12 protein-coding genes are annotated in these 15997 nt (G+C 62.5%); 2 read left to right on the top strand and 10 right to left on the bottom strand.

All coding sequences use genetic code 11. The features are described 5' to 3' along the window. Positions 1 to 62 precede the first annotated feature (62 nt). Complete coding sequence (glgC, locus tag OC537_RS04450) at positions 63 to 1337, bottom strand: glucose-1-phosphate adenylyltransferase (RefSeq protein WP_163149105.1); 1275 nt, start codon at positions 1335 to 1337, stop codon at positions 63 to 65. Between the two features lie 187 nt (positions 1338 to 1524). Between glgC and OC537_RS04445 the strand changes: the two genes are divergently transcribed. Beyond that, on the top strand, positions 1525 to 3165 hold the full coding sequence (locus OC537_RS04445) for an EAL domain-containing protein (RefSeq protein ID WP_106887062.1): 1641 nt from the start codon (positions 1525 to 1527) through the stop codon (positions 3163 to 3165). On the opposite strand, the gene OC537_RS04440 is transcribed toward OC537_RS04445, so the two are convergent. The 9 genes from OC537_RS04440 to recR all read right to left on the bottom strand — a co-directional run bounded on the left by OC537_RS04440 (position 3128) and on the right by recR (position 12702). Next, complete coding sequence (locus OC537_RS04440) at positions 3128 to 3622, bottom strand: hypothetical protein (RefSeq protein ID WP_106887063.1); 495 nt, start codon at positions 3620 to 3622, stop codon at positions 3128 to 3130. The two genes, OC537_RS04445 and OC537_RS04440, sit on opposite strands and share 38 nt — an antisense overlap. A 172-nt stretch (positions 3623 to 3794) precedes the next feature. Then, positions 3795 to 4157 carry a DUF2750 domain-containing protein gene (locus tag OC537_RS04435; RefSeq protein WP_010674427.1) on the bottom strand — a complete coding sequence of 121 codons (363 nt, stop codon included), beginning with the start codon at positions 4155 to 4157 and terminating at the stop codon, positions 3795 to 3797. Positions 4158 to 4271: 114 nt separating this feature from the next. Next, the gene (locus OC537_RS04430) at positions 4272 to 5900 is read right to left on the bottom strand and encodes a methyl-accepting chemotaxis protein (protein ID WP_262109765.1); all 1629 of its coding nucleotides are present in this window, start codon (positions 5898 to 5900) and stop codon (positions 4272 to 4274) included. A 161-nt stretch (positions 5901 to 6061) separates the two neighbouring features. After that, complete coding sequence (locus OC537_RS04425; RefSeq protein WP_171275944.1) at positions 6062 to 7366, bottom strand: inosine/guanosine kinase; 1305 nt, start codon at positions 7364 to 7366, stop codon at positions 6062 to 6064. A gap of 186 nt (positions 7367 to 7552) precedes the next feature. Beyond that, complete coding sequence (locus tag OC537_RS04420; protein ID WP_262109756.1) at positions 7553 to 7945, bottom strand: MAPEG family protein; 393 nt, start codon at positions 7943 to 7945, stop codon at positions 7553 to 7555. A 64-nt stretch (positions 7946 to 8009) separates the two neighbouring features. Continuing rightward, a complete protein-coding gene (gene hemH / locus OC537_RS04415; protein WP_139744348.1) occupies positions 8010 to 8984 on the bottom strand; it encodes a ferrochelatase in 975 nt (324 codons plus the stop codon). A gap of 153 nt (positions 8985 to 9137) precedes the next feature. Further along, complete coding sequence (gene adk / locus OC537_RS04410; RefSeq protein WP_106887067.1) at positions 9138 to 9782, bottom strand: adenylate kinase; 645 nt, start codon at positions 9780 to 9782, stop codon at positions 9138 to 9140. 253 nt (positions 9783 to 10035) lie between these two features. Beyond that, positions 10036 to 11949 carry a molecular chaperone HtpG gene (gene htpG / locus OC537_RS04405; RefSeq protein ID WP_262109751.1) on the bottom strand — a complete coding sequence of 638 codons (1914 nt, stop codon included), beginning with the start codon at positions 11947 to 11949 and terminating at the stop codon, positions 10036 to 10038. A 153-nt stretch (positions 11950 to 12102) separates the two neighbouring features. Continuing rightward, positions 12103 to 12702, bottom strand: coding sequence for a recombination mediator RecR (recR, locus tag OC537_RS04400; protein ID WP_025326665.1), 600 nt, complete (start codon positions 12700 to 12702; stop codon positions 12103 to 12105). A gap of 877 nt (positions 12703 to 13579) precedes the next feature. On the opposite strand from recR, the gene hypF reads away from it, so the two are divergent. Continuing rightward, on the top strand, positions 13580 to 15997 hold the full coding sequence (gene hypF / locus OC537_RS04395; RefSeq protein ID WP_262109747.1) for a carbamoyltransferase HypF: 2418 nt from the start codon (positions 13580 to 13582) through the stop codon (positions 15995 to 15997).

The raw sequence follows: 15997 nt of genomic DNA, 5'->3' as shown, positions 1-15997 counted from the left end.
TCAGCGATGACCGCATGAAAAAGGGAGCCTTCAAGGCTCCCTTTTTGTTGGTCTCAGTCTCATCAGCCGAGCTTGGCCACCATCTCCTTGGTCACCAGCACGATTCCCTGCTCGGAGCGGTAGAAGCGACGGGCATCCTCGTCCGCGTTCTCCCCCACCACCAGACCATCGGGCAGCTTGCAGCCCTTGTCCACCACCACTCGGCGCAGGCGGCAGCCCGCCCCCACTTCGACCCCGGGGAAGATCACCGCCTGATCCAGGGTGCAGAAGGAGTGCACCCGCACATTGGTGAAGAGCACGGAGTTCAGCACGAAGGAGCCGCTGACGATGGAGCCGCCCGCGAACATGGAGTTGATGGTCATGCCGTGCTGGCCGTTTCTGTCCTGCACGAACTTGGCGGGGGGCGACATGTTCTGGCTGGTCCAGATGGGCCAGTTCTCGTCATAGATGTCGAGCTCGGGCACCACGGAGGCGAGATCCATGTTCGCCTCCCAGAAGGAGTCCAGAGTCCCCACGTCGCGCCAGTAGGGCTTTTGCCCCTCCTTGGCCCCGACGCAGGAGATGGTGAAGGGGTGCGCAAAGGCCTTGCCCTCTCCCACTATGCGCGGGATCACGTCCATGCCGAAGTCGTGCTTGGACTCCAGATTGTGGATGTCCTCCTCCAGCAGCTGATAGAGGTATTCCGCATCAAAGATGTAGATCCCCATGGAGGCCAGGGAGACCTGGTCATTGCCCGGCATGGCGGGCGGGTTGGCCGGTTTCTCCACGAAGGCGCGGATCTTGCGCTGCTCGTCGATGTCCATGACCCCGAAGGCGGACGCCTCCGCACGCGGCACCTCGATGCAGGCCACCGTCACCTTGGCGCCAAGGCGCACGTGATCGAGCAGCATGGCGGCATAGTCCATCTTGTAGATGTGATCCCCCGCCAGCACCACTATGTATTTGGGGCCGTAGTCACGAATGATGTCGACGTTCTGGTAGATGGCATCGGCGGTGCCGCGATACCAGTGCACCTCGTCCACCCGCTGCTGGGCGGGCAGCAGATCGATGAACTCGTTCATCTGATAGCGCAGGAAGGACCAGCCAGATTGCAGGTGACGCAGCAGGCTGTGGGACTTGTACTGGGTGACCACACCCACCCGGCGAATGCCGGAGTTGATGCAGTTGGAAAGCACGAAATCGATGATGCGGAACTTGCCGCCGAAATGGACGGCGGGCTTGGCGCGATTGTCGGTCAACTGCTTCAGGCGACTACCGCGTCCCCCTGCGAGCACCAAGGCCATACTCTGATTCAATAGTTGCCGTGCTTTGGCTGTGTCTACGGGTTCTAGCAACATATCTACCTCTGCTCTGTTGGGGCTGTTTTCAACCCATCTTCGCTTTTTTTGCGAACTGTGAAAGTGTTTTCACTCACATTTAGTGGCTTTCCGACGGCCCTTTTCATGGAGTTGCGTGAGTACTCAAGCTTTGTGCCGGCGGCTTGATTAGAATTTCTACATCACGAGCATCATCAAGGATGAAACGATGTTGAATAAACACGAGGGAAATCTGCTGCTGGTCAGCGCCCTGGTCTGCATTCCCATGCTGTTGCTGCAGGGACTTTGGCTTGCGCCTCCGGCCTCCCCCCTCACCCTGCTGCTGGTCCTGATGACCACCCTCATCGGCTTCGCCCTGCTGCTCTTTCTCACCCACAGCGTGCGCAAGGGGGAGCGGGAGAGGCAGGAGCAGCGCTGGCTGCTGGCGCTGCAACAACGGGATCCCGCCATGCTGGAGAGCCCGCAGGCACAAACGGCGCTACGCCAGTTGCTTGCCTCCTTCAGTGAAGCCGAACTCGATGCACATCGCCAGATAAGCGAACTGCAGCAGCAGGCGACCCAGGACGAGATGACGGGCCTGCGCAACCGCCATGCATTCAGGCGCGATCTCACCGAGCTGCTGCTGCAGGAGACGACTCAGACCGCCATCCTGGTGCTGATCCGCGCCACCGAGCTGGCCCGCCTCAATGCCCAGCGCGGCTTCCAGTCCGGGGATGCCTACATCAGGGATATTTCCAACCTCATCAATCTGGTGGTCAACCGCTTTCCCGGGCATCAGGTCTATCGCATCTCGGGCTCTGATTTTGCGGTGCTGCTCCCCTCTGACATCAACATTCCGCCCCATTTGCTGGGGCAGGAGTTCAAGCGGGCCTTCGATCATTATCATCGGGAACGGGAATTGGAAAATGTGGCCTACACAGGGCTGACCCAGCTCTCCCGCGCGCAGAATATCGAGGCTATCCTGGCCCGCGCAGATCTCGCCCTGGCACGGGCTCAGACTGAGACCATCAACGGCTGGGCCATCCAGCAACATGATCACTCCAGCAACCTCCATGGCCAGCAGCACTGGAAGAGAGTGCTGGAGGATCTATTGTCGCAGCCAGATTGCATCACGCTCTTCAGCCAGCCGGTGCAGGCGTTCAATCGGGACATGGTGCCCTACCAGGACATCTCTGCCCGCTTCAGCAATCGAGAAGGCATACAGCTCCCCACAGACACGCTCTTTGCCATGGCACAGCGGCTGGAAATGCTGATGCGGCTGGAGCAGATGCTGATCACCCATGTCATGCGCCAGTATCGCGCCTTCGACCAGCAGACCCACCGCTGGGGGATCAACCTCTCCAGTTGCCTGCTGCAGAACAGCGCCTTTTTGATCTGGTTTGATCACCAGCTGCAAAAGGATGCGAACATCAGCGCCAATCTGGTCTTCGCTCTGGATGAGGAGCACCTGAAACACAACATGATAGGTGGAAAGCGGCTGTTTGAACTGCTCAGGCGCCATGGCAGTCGCTCCACCATTCGCAACTTTGGCAAGGGGATGGACTCCTTCACCCTGCTTCATGAGCTGAGGCCGGATTATGTGAAGCTGGATCCGCTGCTGCTTGGCACCCTGGAGCGGGACATCGCCAACCAGCAGTTCGTGCGGATGATAGTCGACGTCTCCCATCGCATGGGCTGTCTGGTGATAGCGGAAGGGGTGGAGGAGCTCGGTCAGAAGCAGTTGTTGCAAGGCATGTATGTGGACGGATTGCAGGGGTATCTGATCGCACGGCCCCAGGAGCTGAGGCCTGACATTCCCCATCCGGGGGTCTTCACTGGGGACGTTTCAACTTCAGCAGGGTCAGAATGATGTCATTGAGCTGGCGATAGCGCTCCAGCTCCTTCTGATCGTAACGGGTCGCCAGCATGGTCGGGTTGTGGCGGTTCTTGAGGTAACGGTTGATCTGCAGACGATTGAAACCGGCCACCTTGTAGACCTGACCGAGCAAGGCATTGAGCTCCTCGTCCGCCAGTCCCGCCCGGGCCAGATAGTCCTCCTGGGACGGGCTCTCCAGCTGGCAGCTCTGCTTGTCGAGGTGGCCACTCTCCTGCAGGTAGGCGAGCCACTGCTCCACATAGAGCGGCTTGCAACCGGCCAGCAGATCGAAATAGCCCACCGCATCACAGCGGCAGCCGGTCAGCAGCACCAGGGCCAGGGCATCGCTGTCGCATTGGAAGGTCACGGGACCGCTCTGACCCCAATCCAGCGCCTGCACCCGGATCCGGGCCCGCGCTCCCGCGGCTGTAGTCACGTCAAAGACAAACATGGCACCTCCCGATCGGCAAAGGGTTGATGATGACCCATCTCGGTGACGGGTGCAAAGCCAAATCGCCCGCTCATCTTGGCGCCCTTGCCGGGCATAAAAAAACCGACGGCCTCGCAGCCGTCGGTTCTGGTCTCGGAGATGGCCCGCGTCGGGGCCATCAGTGCAGCACAGTTCAGGCGTCCAGCTCAACCAGCGCCTTGGCCAGCTCGATGGGCTCGAGCTCCTGGCCTTCCAGATCGGCGTTCCAGTTCGGGCCGACCAGCACATCGTCTTCGTCCAGATCGTTGATCCAGATGTCGAGAAACTCTTCGAGCTCGATCACTTCCGGCTCGTAATCCGCCCACTCGTCCACGCAGTGCAGACGGGCATCGCCCTCGGCAGACCACAGCGGCATGACGTCGGCATCTTCGAACTCGGCGGAGCGGCACACCACCCAGTCTTCACCGTAACGCAGACCCCACACCTGACCCGACTCGCGGACTTCTTCGATGAACAGCTGGAAATTGGCGTCAAGATTGTCAGTTAGTTTGCTCATGGGGGTCTCTCTCTTGCAGGCGGTCGGCCAACGCTGGCCAATAATGGGGCTGATGGTGTCCCAAAAGCCCCCCAGACTCAAGCCTTATCCCCAAAAAGGCGGGGATAAGCGCCATCAGGTTCGATATTGGGCGACCAGGGCCCCCAACTCGTCGCAAGAGAGCGCCAGCTGGCTTGCCGCCTGCTCGGTCAACCGGTTCTGGGCCAGGGCATCCGCCGCCAGCTCGGTGATGGCCACCAGCCGCTGGTTGATCTCCTCGGCCGCCCGGCTCTGCTCGGCGGCGGCCGTGGCGATCTGGCTATTCATGGCATTGATGGTGTGCACAGATCCATCGATGGCATGAATGGCGCCGTCGGCATCACCGGCCCTGTCGGCGGTGGAGCGGGAGAGTTGCTGCAACTGGGTGATGCCACTGACCACCCGGCCCGCCCCCTCCTGCAGCCGCTGGATCATCTGCCGGATCTCGTCGGTGGAGCTGTGGGTGCGGGTCGCCAGGGTGCGCACCTCGTCGGCCACCACAGCGAAGCCACGCCCCTGCTCGCCGGCCCGGGCCGCCTCGATGGCGGCATTGAGGGCCAGCAGGTTGGTCTGCTCCGCCACCCCCCGGATCACGTCGAGCACGGAGCCAATCTGCTGGGTCTCCTGCTCGAGCTGGCTCACCGCCTGCACCGTCTCCACCATCTCGTCCGCCAGCTGGCTGATGGTCTCCCTGGTCTGGGCCACCACCTGACGCCCGTGCTGGGCGAGATTGAGCGCGGAGTCCGCCGCCTCGGCGGCCTGGGCCGCGTGCTGGCCCACCTCCCGGCTGCTCACCGTCATCTGCTCCATAGCGCTGGCCACCCGCAGGGTGTCCTGCTCCTGGCCGGTGACGATGGCGCCGGTCCGGTCGACGATCTGGGCCAGCTGGTGCGCCTGCTCCCGGTTCTGGGCCGTGATCTGCTGGCTGCGCCCCACCAGCTGCGCCATCTGGCCGGCGAAGAGGTTGAAGTTGACCGAGAGCTGGCTCAGCTCGTCCCGGCCCGACTCCGGCAGCCGAAAACGCAGATCCCCCTCCCCCCTGGCGATGTTGCCGAGGGCCGATACCGACTGGGAGAGGGGCACCACTATGCTGCGCACTATGAGCCCGACCACGGCAAACAGCAGTATGGCCAGCACCAGACCTATCCCGAGCAGGGTGCGCAGCACCTCCTGATACTGGGCCTCGACGTCGTCCACATAGACGCCGGTGCCGATGATCCAGTCCCAGGGGGCGAAGCGCTTGATGTAGGAGATCTTGCGCACCGGCTCCTCCACCCCGGGCTTGGGCCAGTAGTAGGCCACCTCTCCCGCGCCCTGCGCCTTCGCCAGATCGGCGAAGGCCACGAACAACCTGAGCCCCTGCTTGTCCTCCACCCCGGAGAGATCCTTGCCGTCCAGCTCGGGTTTCATGGGGTGCATTACCATGGTGGGGTGGCTGTCATTGATCCAGAAGTAATCCTCCTCGCCATAGCGCAGCCCCTTGATCGCCGCGAGGGCCTCGGCCTTGGCGCGCCCCTCGTCGAGCTCCCCCTTGCGTACCCTGGCCTCGAATCCGGCCACCAGGCTGTAGGCGGTCTCGACCTGGGCCCGGGTCTGGCGACTCTTCTCCCCCATCAGCCCCTGCTGATAGATCTGCAGGCAGAAGAACAGCAGCAGTCCCAGCAGCGCCAGCACCATCAGGGTCACCAGCGACAGGCGCCGGCCGATACTCCATTGTCTCAACATACCCTAGTCCCGAACCAGCTACATGTTGTTAACAAGGTATGTCGCCATGGCGCGGCCTGTCCACGATGACAGCAAAAGCAGTGCCAAAAACATGATCCAGCCCCAAAAACAAGAAAGGGTGCCCAGTGGCACCCTTTCTTGTTGTCGACTGGATGACGCGATCAGCGCTCCCAGTACACCTCTTCCAGGCTGTCTTCCTTCTCCGGCAGGCCGCGGGAGAGACGCGGGCTGCTCTGGGCCAGCACCTCGTAGCTCACCCGGTTGGCATACTTGCACACCTGGGCCAGGGAGGAGTAGGTGAGGAACTCGGAGAGGTGCTTGGCGGAGTTCGGCACATTCATGCGGTGATAGGCGTTGGCCACCATGTCGTGCAGCACCGCGGACAGGGCACCATCCCCGGCACCATTGGTGTTCTTGATCTTCTCCGGGCCGCCCATGTAGGGGGAGATATGGGAGTAGATCCGCGCCGGATTGCGGCACTTCTCGCGGGCCATGGGGCGGCTGAACTCATACATGTTGAACTCGGGGATCACCCCGGGCAGCAGGGTATGGGTGGTCTCGCGCTTGTAGTCTTCCTCGGTGTAGCTCGCCATGTAGAGGCCGATGGGACCGGCGGTGCAGAGCACCATGTCGGCCCAGTCCAGCGCCTTGTCGGCGGCGCCGAGCGGATCTTTGATCCCGGTCAGGGCCTCGGCTTCGTCCTCGTTCATGGCGAGCACTGTCACGTTCTCGCTGATGAAGTCACGCCACCACTGGGGGTTCTCGTCGATAACGAAACGGGTGCCCAGGGTCAGCACCACGGGCACACCGGCCTCGCGGGCATAACGGACGGCAGCCATGGCCGCCTCCTTCATGGGAGTGCCGTCGGCGCCGCGCACCAGGTAGGCGGTGATCACCAGGGCGGAGGAGTCCTTGATGATGGCCTCAGGGATGTGCTCCACATCCAGGTGGTCCATCTTGCCGGCGTTGATGCCAAAGCTGCGCTCGCCCCCTTCGGTGATGAAGGTAAAGCAGCGACCGACAGGGCCGTCCACCGGCTGCAGGTAGTCGAGGTTGACCCGGGATGAGGTGTTGCACAGATAGCGGTAGGCGTAGCTGCCGATGCGGATGTCCTGGCTCATCACCCCGAGCAGGATGGAGTGGGAATCGGCCAGCACAGAGTAGTTGTGCATGGTGTTGCCGATAGTGCCGCCGGCAAACTCGCTCACCACCATGTTGTTGGCCTTGAGCTCTTCATAGACCCGCTCGGCCACGTCGTCGGAGATGAGCATGGAGTGACCCTTGCTCAGGCCGTACCGGTTCAGAAAGTCCTCGTCCACATGGGCTTCGATATCCACCAGAGTCTGATCTATACCCACTACATAGGCCTTACCCAGTTCGGTGAGCTGGGGATTTTGCGGGATCAGGGGATCACGCCTGTCGACCGGGAAGTAGTGTTTGGACTTGCGCTGACCGGGAAATTTCATGGCAATCTTCTGTGCTCTGGGGGAAAGAGGGGCGGGATTTTAACACAATCCACCCCGCCGAAAAGTCGCCCGATTAAAATATGGGGTCAGTATAGGCAAGGGTTTGCGAGGAAAACGTTTGATCTTTCCCCCTCAAAAAACCACCTCGCGCTGAGGTGGTTTTTCGCACTCAAGTGGCCTCTGGCCTCAGCCGAATGACAGCCCCTGCATCAGCGCCAGCACCGAGAAGAGTCCCAGGGACAGCCAGAAGAAGAGGGTGCCAAACAGGCGCGGCTTGTTCGGCGCCTTGGGGATCTGGATGCCGATGGCGTGCAGTATGCGCCCCACCAGCAGCAGCCCCCCACCCAGGTGCAGCCAGAGCGCTCCCACCCCGGCCAGTTCGCACAGAGCCATCAGCAAGAGGGTGAGCGGCACGTACTCGGCGAAGTTGCCGTGGGCACGGATGGCGGAGAGCATCTCGGGCGCCTCCCCTTCCCCTATCATCACCTTGAACTGGGCACGGCGCTTGACCACCCAGAACGAGAGCAGCAGGAACAAGAGCCCCAGCAGGCCACCGTAGATCAGCGTGATATGCATCATCAAGACACTCCTTTATCGTTGAACCCGAACACCCGGCGCGCATAGTCGCGGCCGTGAAGCCCCCTCACGCCAGCTCGCGGCAGATCAGCGACACCATCATGCGGATGTGGGCCTGATCGCTGTTGAGGGCGGCTATGTAGTGGAACTGCTCTCCTCCCGCGTCCATGAAGACGGCGCGGTTCTCGACCTGGATCTCCTCCAGGGTCTCGAGGCAATCCGCCGAGAAGGCCGGGCAGATCACATCGAGCCGCTTGACCCCTTGTTCCGCCAGCTGGGCTATGGTGACGTCGGTATAGGGCTTGAGCCACTCCTGCTTGCCAAAGCGGGACTGGAAGCTGGCACTCCACTGCTCGGGGGACAGACCCAGCGCCTCCGCCAACAGGGCGGCGGTGCGGCGACACTGATGACCGTAAGGGTCCCCCTCGTCCTCGCTGCGCTGGGGAATGCCGTGGAAGGACATCAGCAGGTGCTCACCCTGGCCCTGCTGCTCCCACTGGCGGCGCACGCTCATGGCCAGCGCCTGGATGTACTCAGGGTGATTGTGATAGTCGCGGATGAGGCGCATCACCGGCAGGTGGCGCTCCTTCTTCATCACCCGGGCCCAGCCGTCGAACACGGCGGCCGTGGTGCTGGCGGCATACTGCGGATAGAGCGGCAGCAGTATCACCCGATTGACCCCCTGGGCCTTGAGCGCCTGCCAGCCCTCGTCGAGGGAGGGCGAGCCATAGGTCATGGCCAGCACCACGGGCACATCGACCCCTTCCCGCTTGAGCTCCTGCTCCAGCGCCGCCCGCTGCCGCTGGCTGATGGCCATCAGGGGCGAGCCCTGCTCGGTCCAGACCTGCTGATAGAGCTTGGCGACCCTGGGGGCCCGAAACGGCAATATGGCGAAGGTCAGCAGCGGGGCCCACAGCAGGCGAGGTATCTCGACCACGCGCGGGTCCTGCAGGAACTGACTGAGAAAGGCCTTGACGGCCGCCGAGGTTGGCGCCGCTGGGGTCCCAAGATTGACGAGCAAGATCCCGGTTTTCGTGGTCACGTTAGCGTCCTGTCGTGGGGTGTTTGTCGTGCTTGTGATAATGCAAGAAAGGGCCCTGTGTGGACCCTTGTCTCAATGTCGTTGCCAGGCGATCGCCCTTAGCGTGGCAAGAGGATGCCAGCACGGCGGGCAATGCCGGTGGCAAGACCAGCTTTAGCCGAGGATAGCCGCCAGCTGCTGGCTGACCTGATCCACCGGCTGGGTGCCGTCGATCTTGACGTAACGGGTGTTGCCCGCTTCCGCTTCCTTGCCGTAGAAGCCGATGAGCGGTGCGGTCTGCTGATGGTAGACATCCAGACGCTTGCGAACCGTGGTCTCTTCGTCGTCGGCACGGATCACCAGATCCTCGCCGGTCACGTCATCCTTGCCTTCCACTTTCGGCGGGTTGAACACCACGTGGTAGGTACGGCCGGAGCCGGAGTGCACGCGGCGGCCGCTCATGCGCTTGACGATCTCTTCGTCCGGCACCGCGAATTCCAGCACGAAGTCCACCACCACACCGGCATCCTTCATGGCTTGCGCCTGGGGAATGGTGCGGGGGAAGCCGTCCAGCAGGAAGCCGTTGGCGCAATCCGGTTGCGCGATACGTTCTTTGACCAGGCCGATGATGATGTCGTCGGAGACGAGCTGACCTGCGTCCATCACGGCCTTGGCCTTGAGGCCCAGCTCGGTACCCGCCTTGATCGCCGCACGCAGCATGTCGCCGGTGGAGATCTGCGGAATACCGTGTTTTTCCATGATGAACTGAGCCTGGGTACCTTTGCCGGCACCCGGTGCTCCCAACAGAACAATGCGCATACACGCTCCTAATTGATTGGTTATTCAATTCTTGAGAAGGCAAAAAACTACACGTTTTCGCCCATATTAACAAGCTCGCCCCGTGTGAGTGGCCAGATTATCACCAGCCCCTGGCGCCGTCTCTGCGACCAAAGACGCAGGCCCCTGCCACGAAAAATGATTGAAAATGCAGCAGACACTCAGGGCGGACAACGCCGCCCCGGGGCGGCGTCGGCCAAAAAAAAGCCCACTGCCTTGCAGTGGGCCAATTACATCACGCCTGGAGTAGCAGACGGTTGATACGGGAGACGAAGCTCGCCGGATCATTGAGGCCGCCCTGCTCCGCCAGCTGGGCCTGCTCGTGCAAGAGGCTGACCCACTCACCGAACAGCGCCTCGTCTTCGATGGTGTCGAGTTTCTTCACCAGGGCGTGGTCGGGGTTGAGCTCCAGTATGTACTTCTGCTCCGGTACCGGCTGGCCGGCGGCGCGCATCAGCTTGATCATCTGGGTACTCATGCCGTGGTCGTCGGTGACGATGCAAGACGGCGAGTCGGTCAGGCGGTGGGTGACACGCACCTCTTTCACCGCATCGGCCAGGCTCTGCTTGACCCGCGCCACCAGACCGGCGTTGGCTTTTTCAGCCTCCTCCTGGGCCTGCTTGGACGCCTCGTCCTCCAGCTCGCCCAAGTCCAGCTCGCCACGGGTGACGGAGACCAGCTGCTTGCCGTCGAACTCGGTGAGGTGGCTCATCAGCCACTCGTCCACCCGCTCCCACATCAGCAGCACTTCGACGCCCTTCTTGCGGAAGATCTCGAGGTGCGGGCTGTTCTTGGCCGCGGCATAGGAGTCGGCGGTGATGTAGTAAATCTTCTGCTGGCCTTCCTTCATGCGGCCAACGTAATCCTCGAGAGAGACGGTCTGGGCTTCGCCCTCGCCGGCGGTGCTGGCGAAGCGCAACAGCTTGGCGATCTCCTCGCGGTTGGCGTAATCCTCGGCCGGGCCCTCTTTGAGCACGTTGCCGAACTCGCTCCAGAACTTGGCGTACTTCTCGCTATCGTCCTTGGCCAATTTGTTCAGCATGGTCAGGACGCGCTTGGAGCAGGCCTTGCGCAGGGAGGCGGTGACCTTGTTGTCCTGCAGGATCTCGCGGCTGACGTTGAGGGGCAGATCGTTGGAGTCCAGCACCCCTTTGACGAAGCGCAGGTAGGTCGGCATAAACTGCTCGGCGTCGTCCATGATGAAGACGCGCTGCACGTAGAGCTTGAGGCCGTGCTTCTGCTCGCGGTTGTAGAGATCGAAAGGCGCGCGGGCCGGGATGTAGAGCAGGCTGGTGTACTCCTGGGCCCCTTCCACCCGGTTGTGACCCCACAACAACGGATCTTCGAAGTCATGGGCGACGTGCTTGTAGAACTCCTGATACTCCTCGTCCTTGATGTCTTTGGGGTTGCGGGTCCAGAGTGCGGTGGCGCGGTTGACCTGCTCCCACTCGCCCGGGGTACCGACTATGGTCTCGCCATCTTCTTCGCGATCCGGGGTACCCTCCTTGAACATCTCCACCGGCACAGAGATATGGTCGGAATACTTGGCAACCACGGCGCGCAGGCGCCAGTCGTCGAGGAACTCTTCCTCTTCGGCACGCAGGTGCAGGATGACGTCTGTACCGCGACCCTCTTTGATCACGTCAGCTACCGTGAAGGAGCCTTCCCCTTCGGATTCCCACTGTACGCCCTGGCCCGGCTCTGTGCCGGCGGCGCGGGAGATGACGGTCACCTTGTCGGCGACGATGAAGGCGGAGTAGAAGCCCACCCCGAACTGACCGATCAGCTGGGAGTCCTTGCCTTGATCACCGGAGAGGTGCTTGAAGAACTCGGCGGTCCCGGATTTCGCTATGGTACCCAGGTGCTCGATCACCTGGTCCCGGGTCATGCCGATGCCGTTGTCCGAGATGGTCAGGGTCTTGTTCTCTTTGTCCACCACCAGGCGCACGCGCAGCTGGCCGTCGTTTTCGAACAAAGAGGCATCGGAAAGCGCCTTGAAGCGCAGCTTGTCCGCCGCATCGGATGCGTTGGAGATAAGCTCGCGCAGGAATACTTCTTTGTTGGAGTAGAGGCTGTGAGCCATCAGGCTCAGCAGTTGTTTGACTTCAGTCTGAAAGCCGTGGGTTTCGGCGTGAACACTTTGGGTCATCGACCAGTCCTCAAAACGTCGGGTTGAACAGATTCCCAACCTAGATGGGGCTGGCCTTTCAAATATCAAGGGGCCAGAGTGCAAACTTGAGAGCAAACTTGCACACTGGCCCCTGGTGGCGGGCTTGGCTGCCCATCTTTTGTACCATCAGGCCTAGATGCGCTGACGCCCCATCAGGGAGTGGGACAGCGTGGTGCCATCCACCAGCTCCAGCTCGCCACCCACCGGCACCCCGTGGGCGATGCGGCTCACCTCCACCCCGGCGGCGCGGGCCATGTCGGCGATGTACCAGGCGGTGGCATCCCCCTCTATGGTGGGATTGGTGGCGAGGATCAGCTCCTTGATGTGCTCATCCTTGAGGCGCCGCTCCAGGATCTCCAGCCCCAGCTCCTCCGGGCCTATGCCGTCCAGCGGCGACAGGTGACCCATCAGCACGAAGTAGCGGCCGGAGAACTGGCCGGTCTGCTCGATGGCGGCCACGTCTGCCGGGCTCTCCACCACGCAGAGCAGACCGTTCTCCTCGCGCTTGGGATTGGCGCAGATCTCGCAGCGATCGTTCTCGGTGAAGGTGCGGCAGTGGCTGCAGTGACCGATTTCGGTCAGCGCCCGATTGAGCAGGGAGGCGAGACGCAGGCCACCGCTGCGCTCGCGCTCCAGCAGGGTGAACGCCATGCGCTGGGCCGACTTGGGGCCCACGCCCGGCAAGACCTGCAGCGCCTTCATCATCTCATCGAGCAGGGGACTGAATTTCATGGGGATATCCTTTAAAGCCGCGCCGAAGGGAGGAATCGGCCCGCTTGCCTGACGCAGCGCCGACGCCTCCATCCGAACCTATCTTGTTGGCGCAGGACTATACCCGAGCCGCCCCCAGCCGCCAATGGCAGATCCCGCCAAATGGCCCCTCCCCCTTGCCACACAGCTCCCCGGCAAACCGGGCGACGCCCCGCTTTCCAGGCCCATGCCGACCCCGCAAGGCCACCCAGGGCTCACAAGGCGATAAAAAGCGCCCAAGTCGTTTAATTTTTCTATTCGATTTATGAGCATCATTAAGTAAAACCAAACAAAAAATCCTTCCCGACACCAGCGCCCCTGAACGTGGCCCCCTGCAAGGACGCTATCGGGGCACCCGATGAGCTGTGCCGTCACTGTCCCGTCGATTCTCTCACCTGATGCCCCTCATCAATAGCGAACGGGCCCACCTCGATGAGCTGCGTCGTCACTGCCCCGTCCATTCCCCCACCCTATGCCCCTCCAATACCGAACAGGGCCCGCCTCGCAGGATCGCAAAGAAGCGCCGCGTCTGGCACTCAAACCGGTGCGAGATCAAGGTAATGGGGGCCACTGACCCGATAAACTTGGCCCCCGCGGCAGGGCCGACCTTCCTCTTTTCCCTGCCAAGCCAAGGCCCCTTCCCCTCCCGGCGCCGCCCATTGCAACCCTGTTCGTTGCACCCTGAGGCCGACGCCGTGGCGGCAGGCCAGCAGACGGGAGTTCGATATCGCATGACATTCCCCAGGATGATCGCCGGATGGCCGCCCCTGCTGGCCCTCCCCTGCCCTCTTGTCATCAGGGAGGGCCCGCAGCCCCCTTGTTATCAGGGAGGGGCGCCTGCCCCTCTTTGGATGGCGCCATGACGGCCAGGACCCGGACGCCTTCCAGGCTGCGCCGCGAGTTTCATATGGACGGCATAGTGCAGGGGGTCGGCTTTCGCCCCTTCGTCTATGGGTTGGCCCTGCGCCACGGCCTCACCGGCTATGTGCTGAACGATGCCAACGGCGTCACTATCGGCGCCGAAGGATCGCCTGAGCAGCTGGCCAGCTTTGCCCGCGAACTGCGGGAATTGGCGCCGCCACTCAGCCGAATCGATCATTTCAGCGAGCGGGATCTGCCCCTCGCTCATGATCCCGACTACGACGGCCAGTTCCATGGCCAATTTCGAATTAAAGCCAGCCAGCAGCAGAGCGCCGCTACGGTCGCCATCTCGCCGGATCAGGGGATGTGCGAGGCGTGCACCCGGGATGTGGCCAACCCCGTTGATCGCCACCATCACTACCCCTTTACCAACTGCACCCACTGCGGCCCGCGCTACACGATTATCCGCCGCCTCCCCTACGACAGACCCCACACCGCCATGGCGGGCTTTGCCATGTGTCCGCGCTGCGCTGCGGCTTATGAGGATCCGCTGGATCGGCGCTACCACGCACAACCGGTGAGCTGCCCCGAGTGCGGGCCCCATCTCAGCTGGCGATCCGGCCACGGCGATGCCCTGGCCGAGCGCGAGGATGCCCTGCAAGCAGCGGCACGTGCCCTGCAAGCGGGCAAGCTTATCGCGGTCAAGGGGATGGGGGGTTATCACCTGATGTGTGATGCCCGCAGCGAGCCCGCCGTAGCACGGCTTCGCCAGCTCAAGCGGCGCGCGCGCAAGCCGCTGGCGGTGATGATGGGCTCCCTTGCCGAGGCCAAATTGCATGTCACCGGCAGCGAGGCAGAGTGGAAGCTGCTCACCTCTCAGGCCAGACCCATCACCTTGCTGCGCAAGCGCATTAACGATGATCGGCTCTCAGAATCCCTACTGACAACCACGCCGCTGGCCGAGGGGATAGCCCCCGGCATCCCCAACCTCGGCATCATGCTCCCCTATACCCCGCTCCATCAGCTGCTGCTGGACGCGTGCGCGATCCCATTAGTGGCCACCAGCGCCAATGGTCGCGGCAGCCCCATTCTGATCGAATGCGAGGCAGTAGTCAGGGAACTCGGCAGCGAGATTGACGGCATCCTGGATCACAACCGCCCCATACTACACCCGTGCGACGACAGTCTGGTGCAGTGGGCGGGCGGGCGGCGCCAGACGTTGCGCCTCGCCCGGGGCTATGCCCCCTGCACTCCCAGCCTGCAAGAGGCGGTCAAGGTGCCGCTGCTGGCAGTCGGCGCGCAACAGAAGAACCAGCTGGCGATCGCCTTCGGCCGCCAGCGCATCTACAGCCCCTATATCGGCGATCTGCACAGCCTGCCGATGCAGGAGCACTTCGAGCAGACCCTGGCGACCTTTCGCGAACTCTACGATCTCAAACCCGAACTGCTGGTCTCGGACTGCCACCCGGGCTACCTCAGCCACCAGTGGGCCAAGGGCTATTGCCACCATCAGGGTGTGACCCACCTCGAGGTGCAGCACCATCACGCCCACCTGCTGGGGGTGATGGCCGAGCACAACATCACAGGCCCGGTGCTGGGTGTTGCCTTCGATGGCACCGGCCTTGGGGATGATGGCACCCTCTGGGGCGGCGAGCTGCTGCTGGCCGATGTGAAGGGCTTCGATCGTGTTGCCCACCTCGCGCCTTTCAAGCTGATCGGCGGCGAGGCGGCGATTCGCGAGCCGGTGCGCCAGCTGCTGGGGCTGCTGTTTGAATCCTATGGCGTGGAGCAGATCCGCGCCCTCGACATTCAGTTGATCAAGCAACTGCCCGCTGGGCGGATCAGCAACCTGTACCAGCTCTGGCAGCTAGGTCGCAACGCACCTCATACCAGCTCCATCGGCCGCTTGTTCGATGCCGTGGCGGCGCTGCTGGGGGTGATCGATACCCCGGATTACGAGGGAGAAGCGGGACTCCTGCTGGAAGCAGCCGCCTTGCAACTGGCCCCCGATGAACAGCCCTTCCCCCTCGCCTTTGGCCTAAGCCAATCAGCGGAGGGGCCACTGCAGATCGAGTGGGCCGAACTGCTCAATACCCTTGTCAACGAACAACGCAAAGGCACCTCCACTGCCAGCCTGGCCGCCGGTTTTATCCGCGCTGTCAGCAATCTGGTCGTTGCCCTGTCCGAGCGCTTCCCCGGCTATCCGGTGGCGCTGGGAGGCGGCGTCTTTCAAAACCGGGTGCTGATGGACCAGCTTGTGCCCAGCCTCGAAGCCGCCGGCCGCCAGGTATTAACCTCTGAAACCCTGCCGCTCAATGACGGTGGCATCGCCGCGGGTCAGCTCTGGTTTGCCGTCCACCATATTGCCACGCACCAGCCTGTCACAGCCGGTTGTGCCACCTTGTCGGAGTCCTGA

It is taken from the genome of Aeromonas sp. Marseille-Q5825, from assembly GCF_946892685.1.
Classification (GTDB): Bacteria; Pseudomonadota; Gammaproteobacteria; order Enterobacterales; family Aeromonadaceae; genus Aeromonas; species Aeromonas rivipollensis.
The sequence above is the reverse complement of the archived record's forward strand: the minus strand, read 5'-3'. Positions and strand labels throughout refer to the sequence as shown.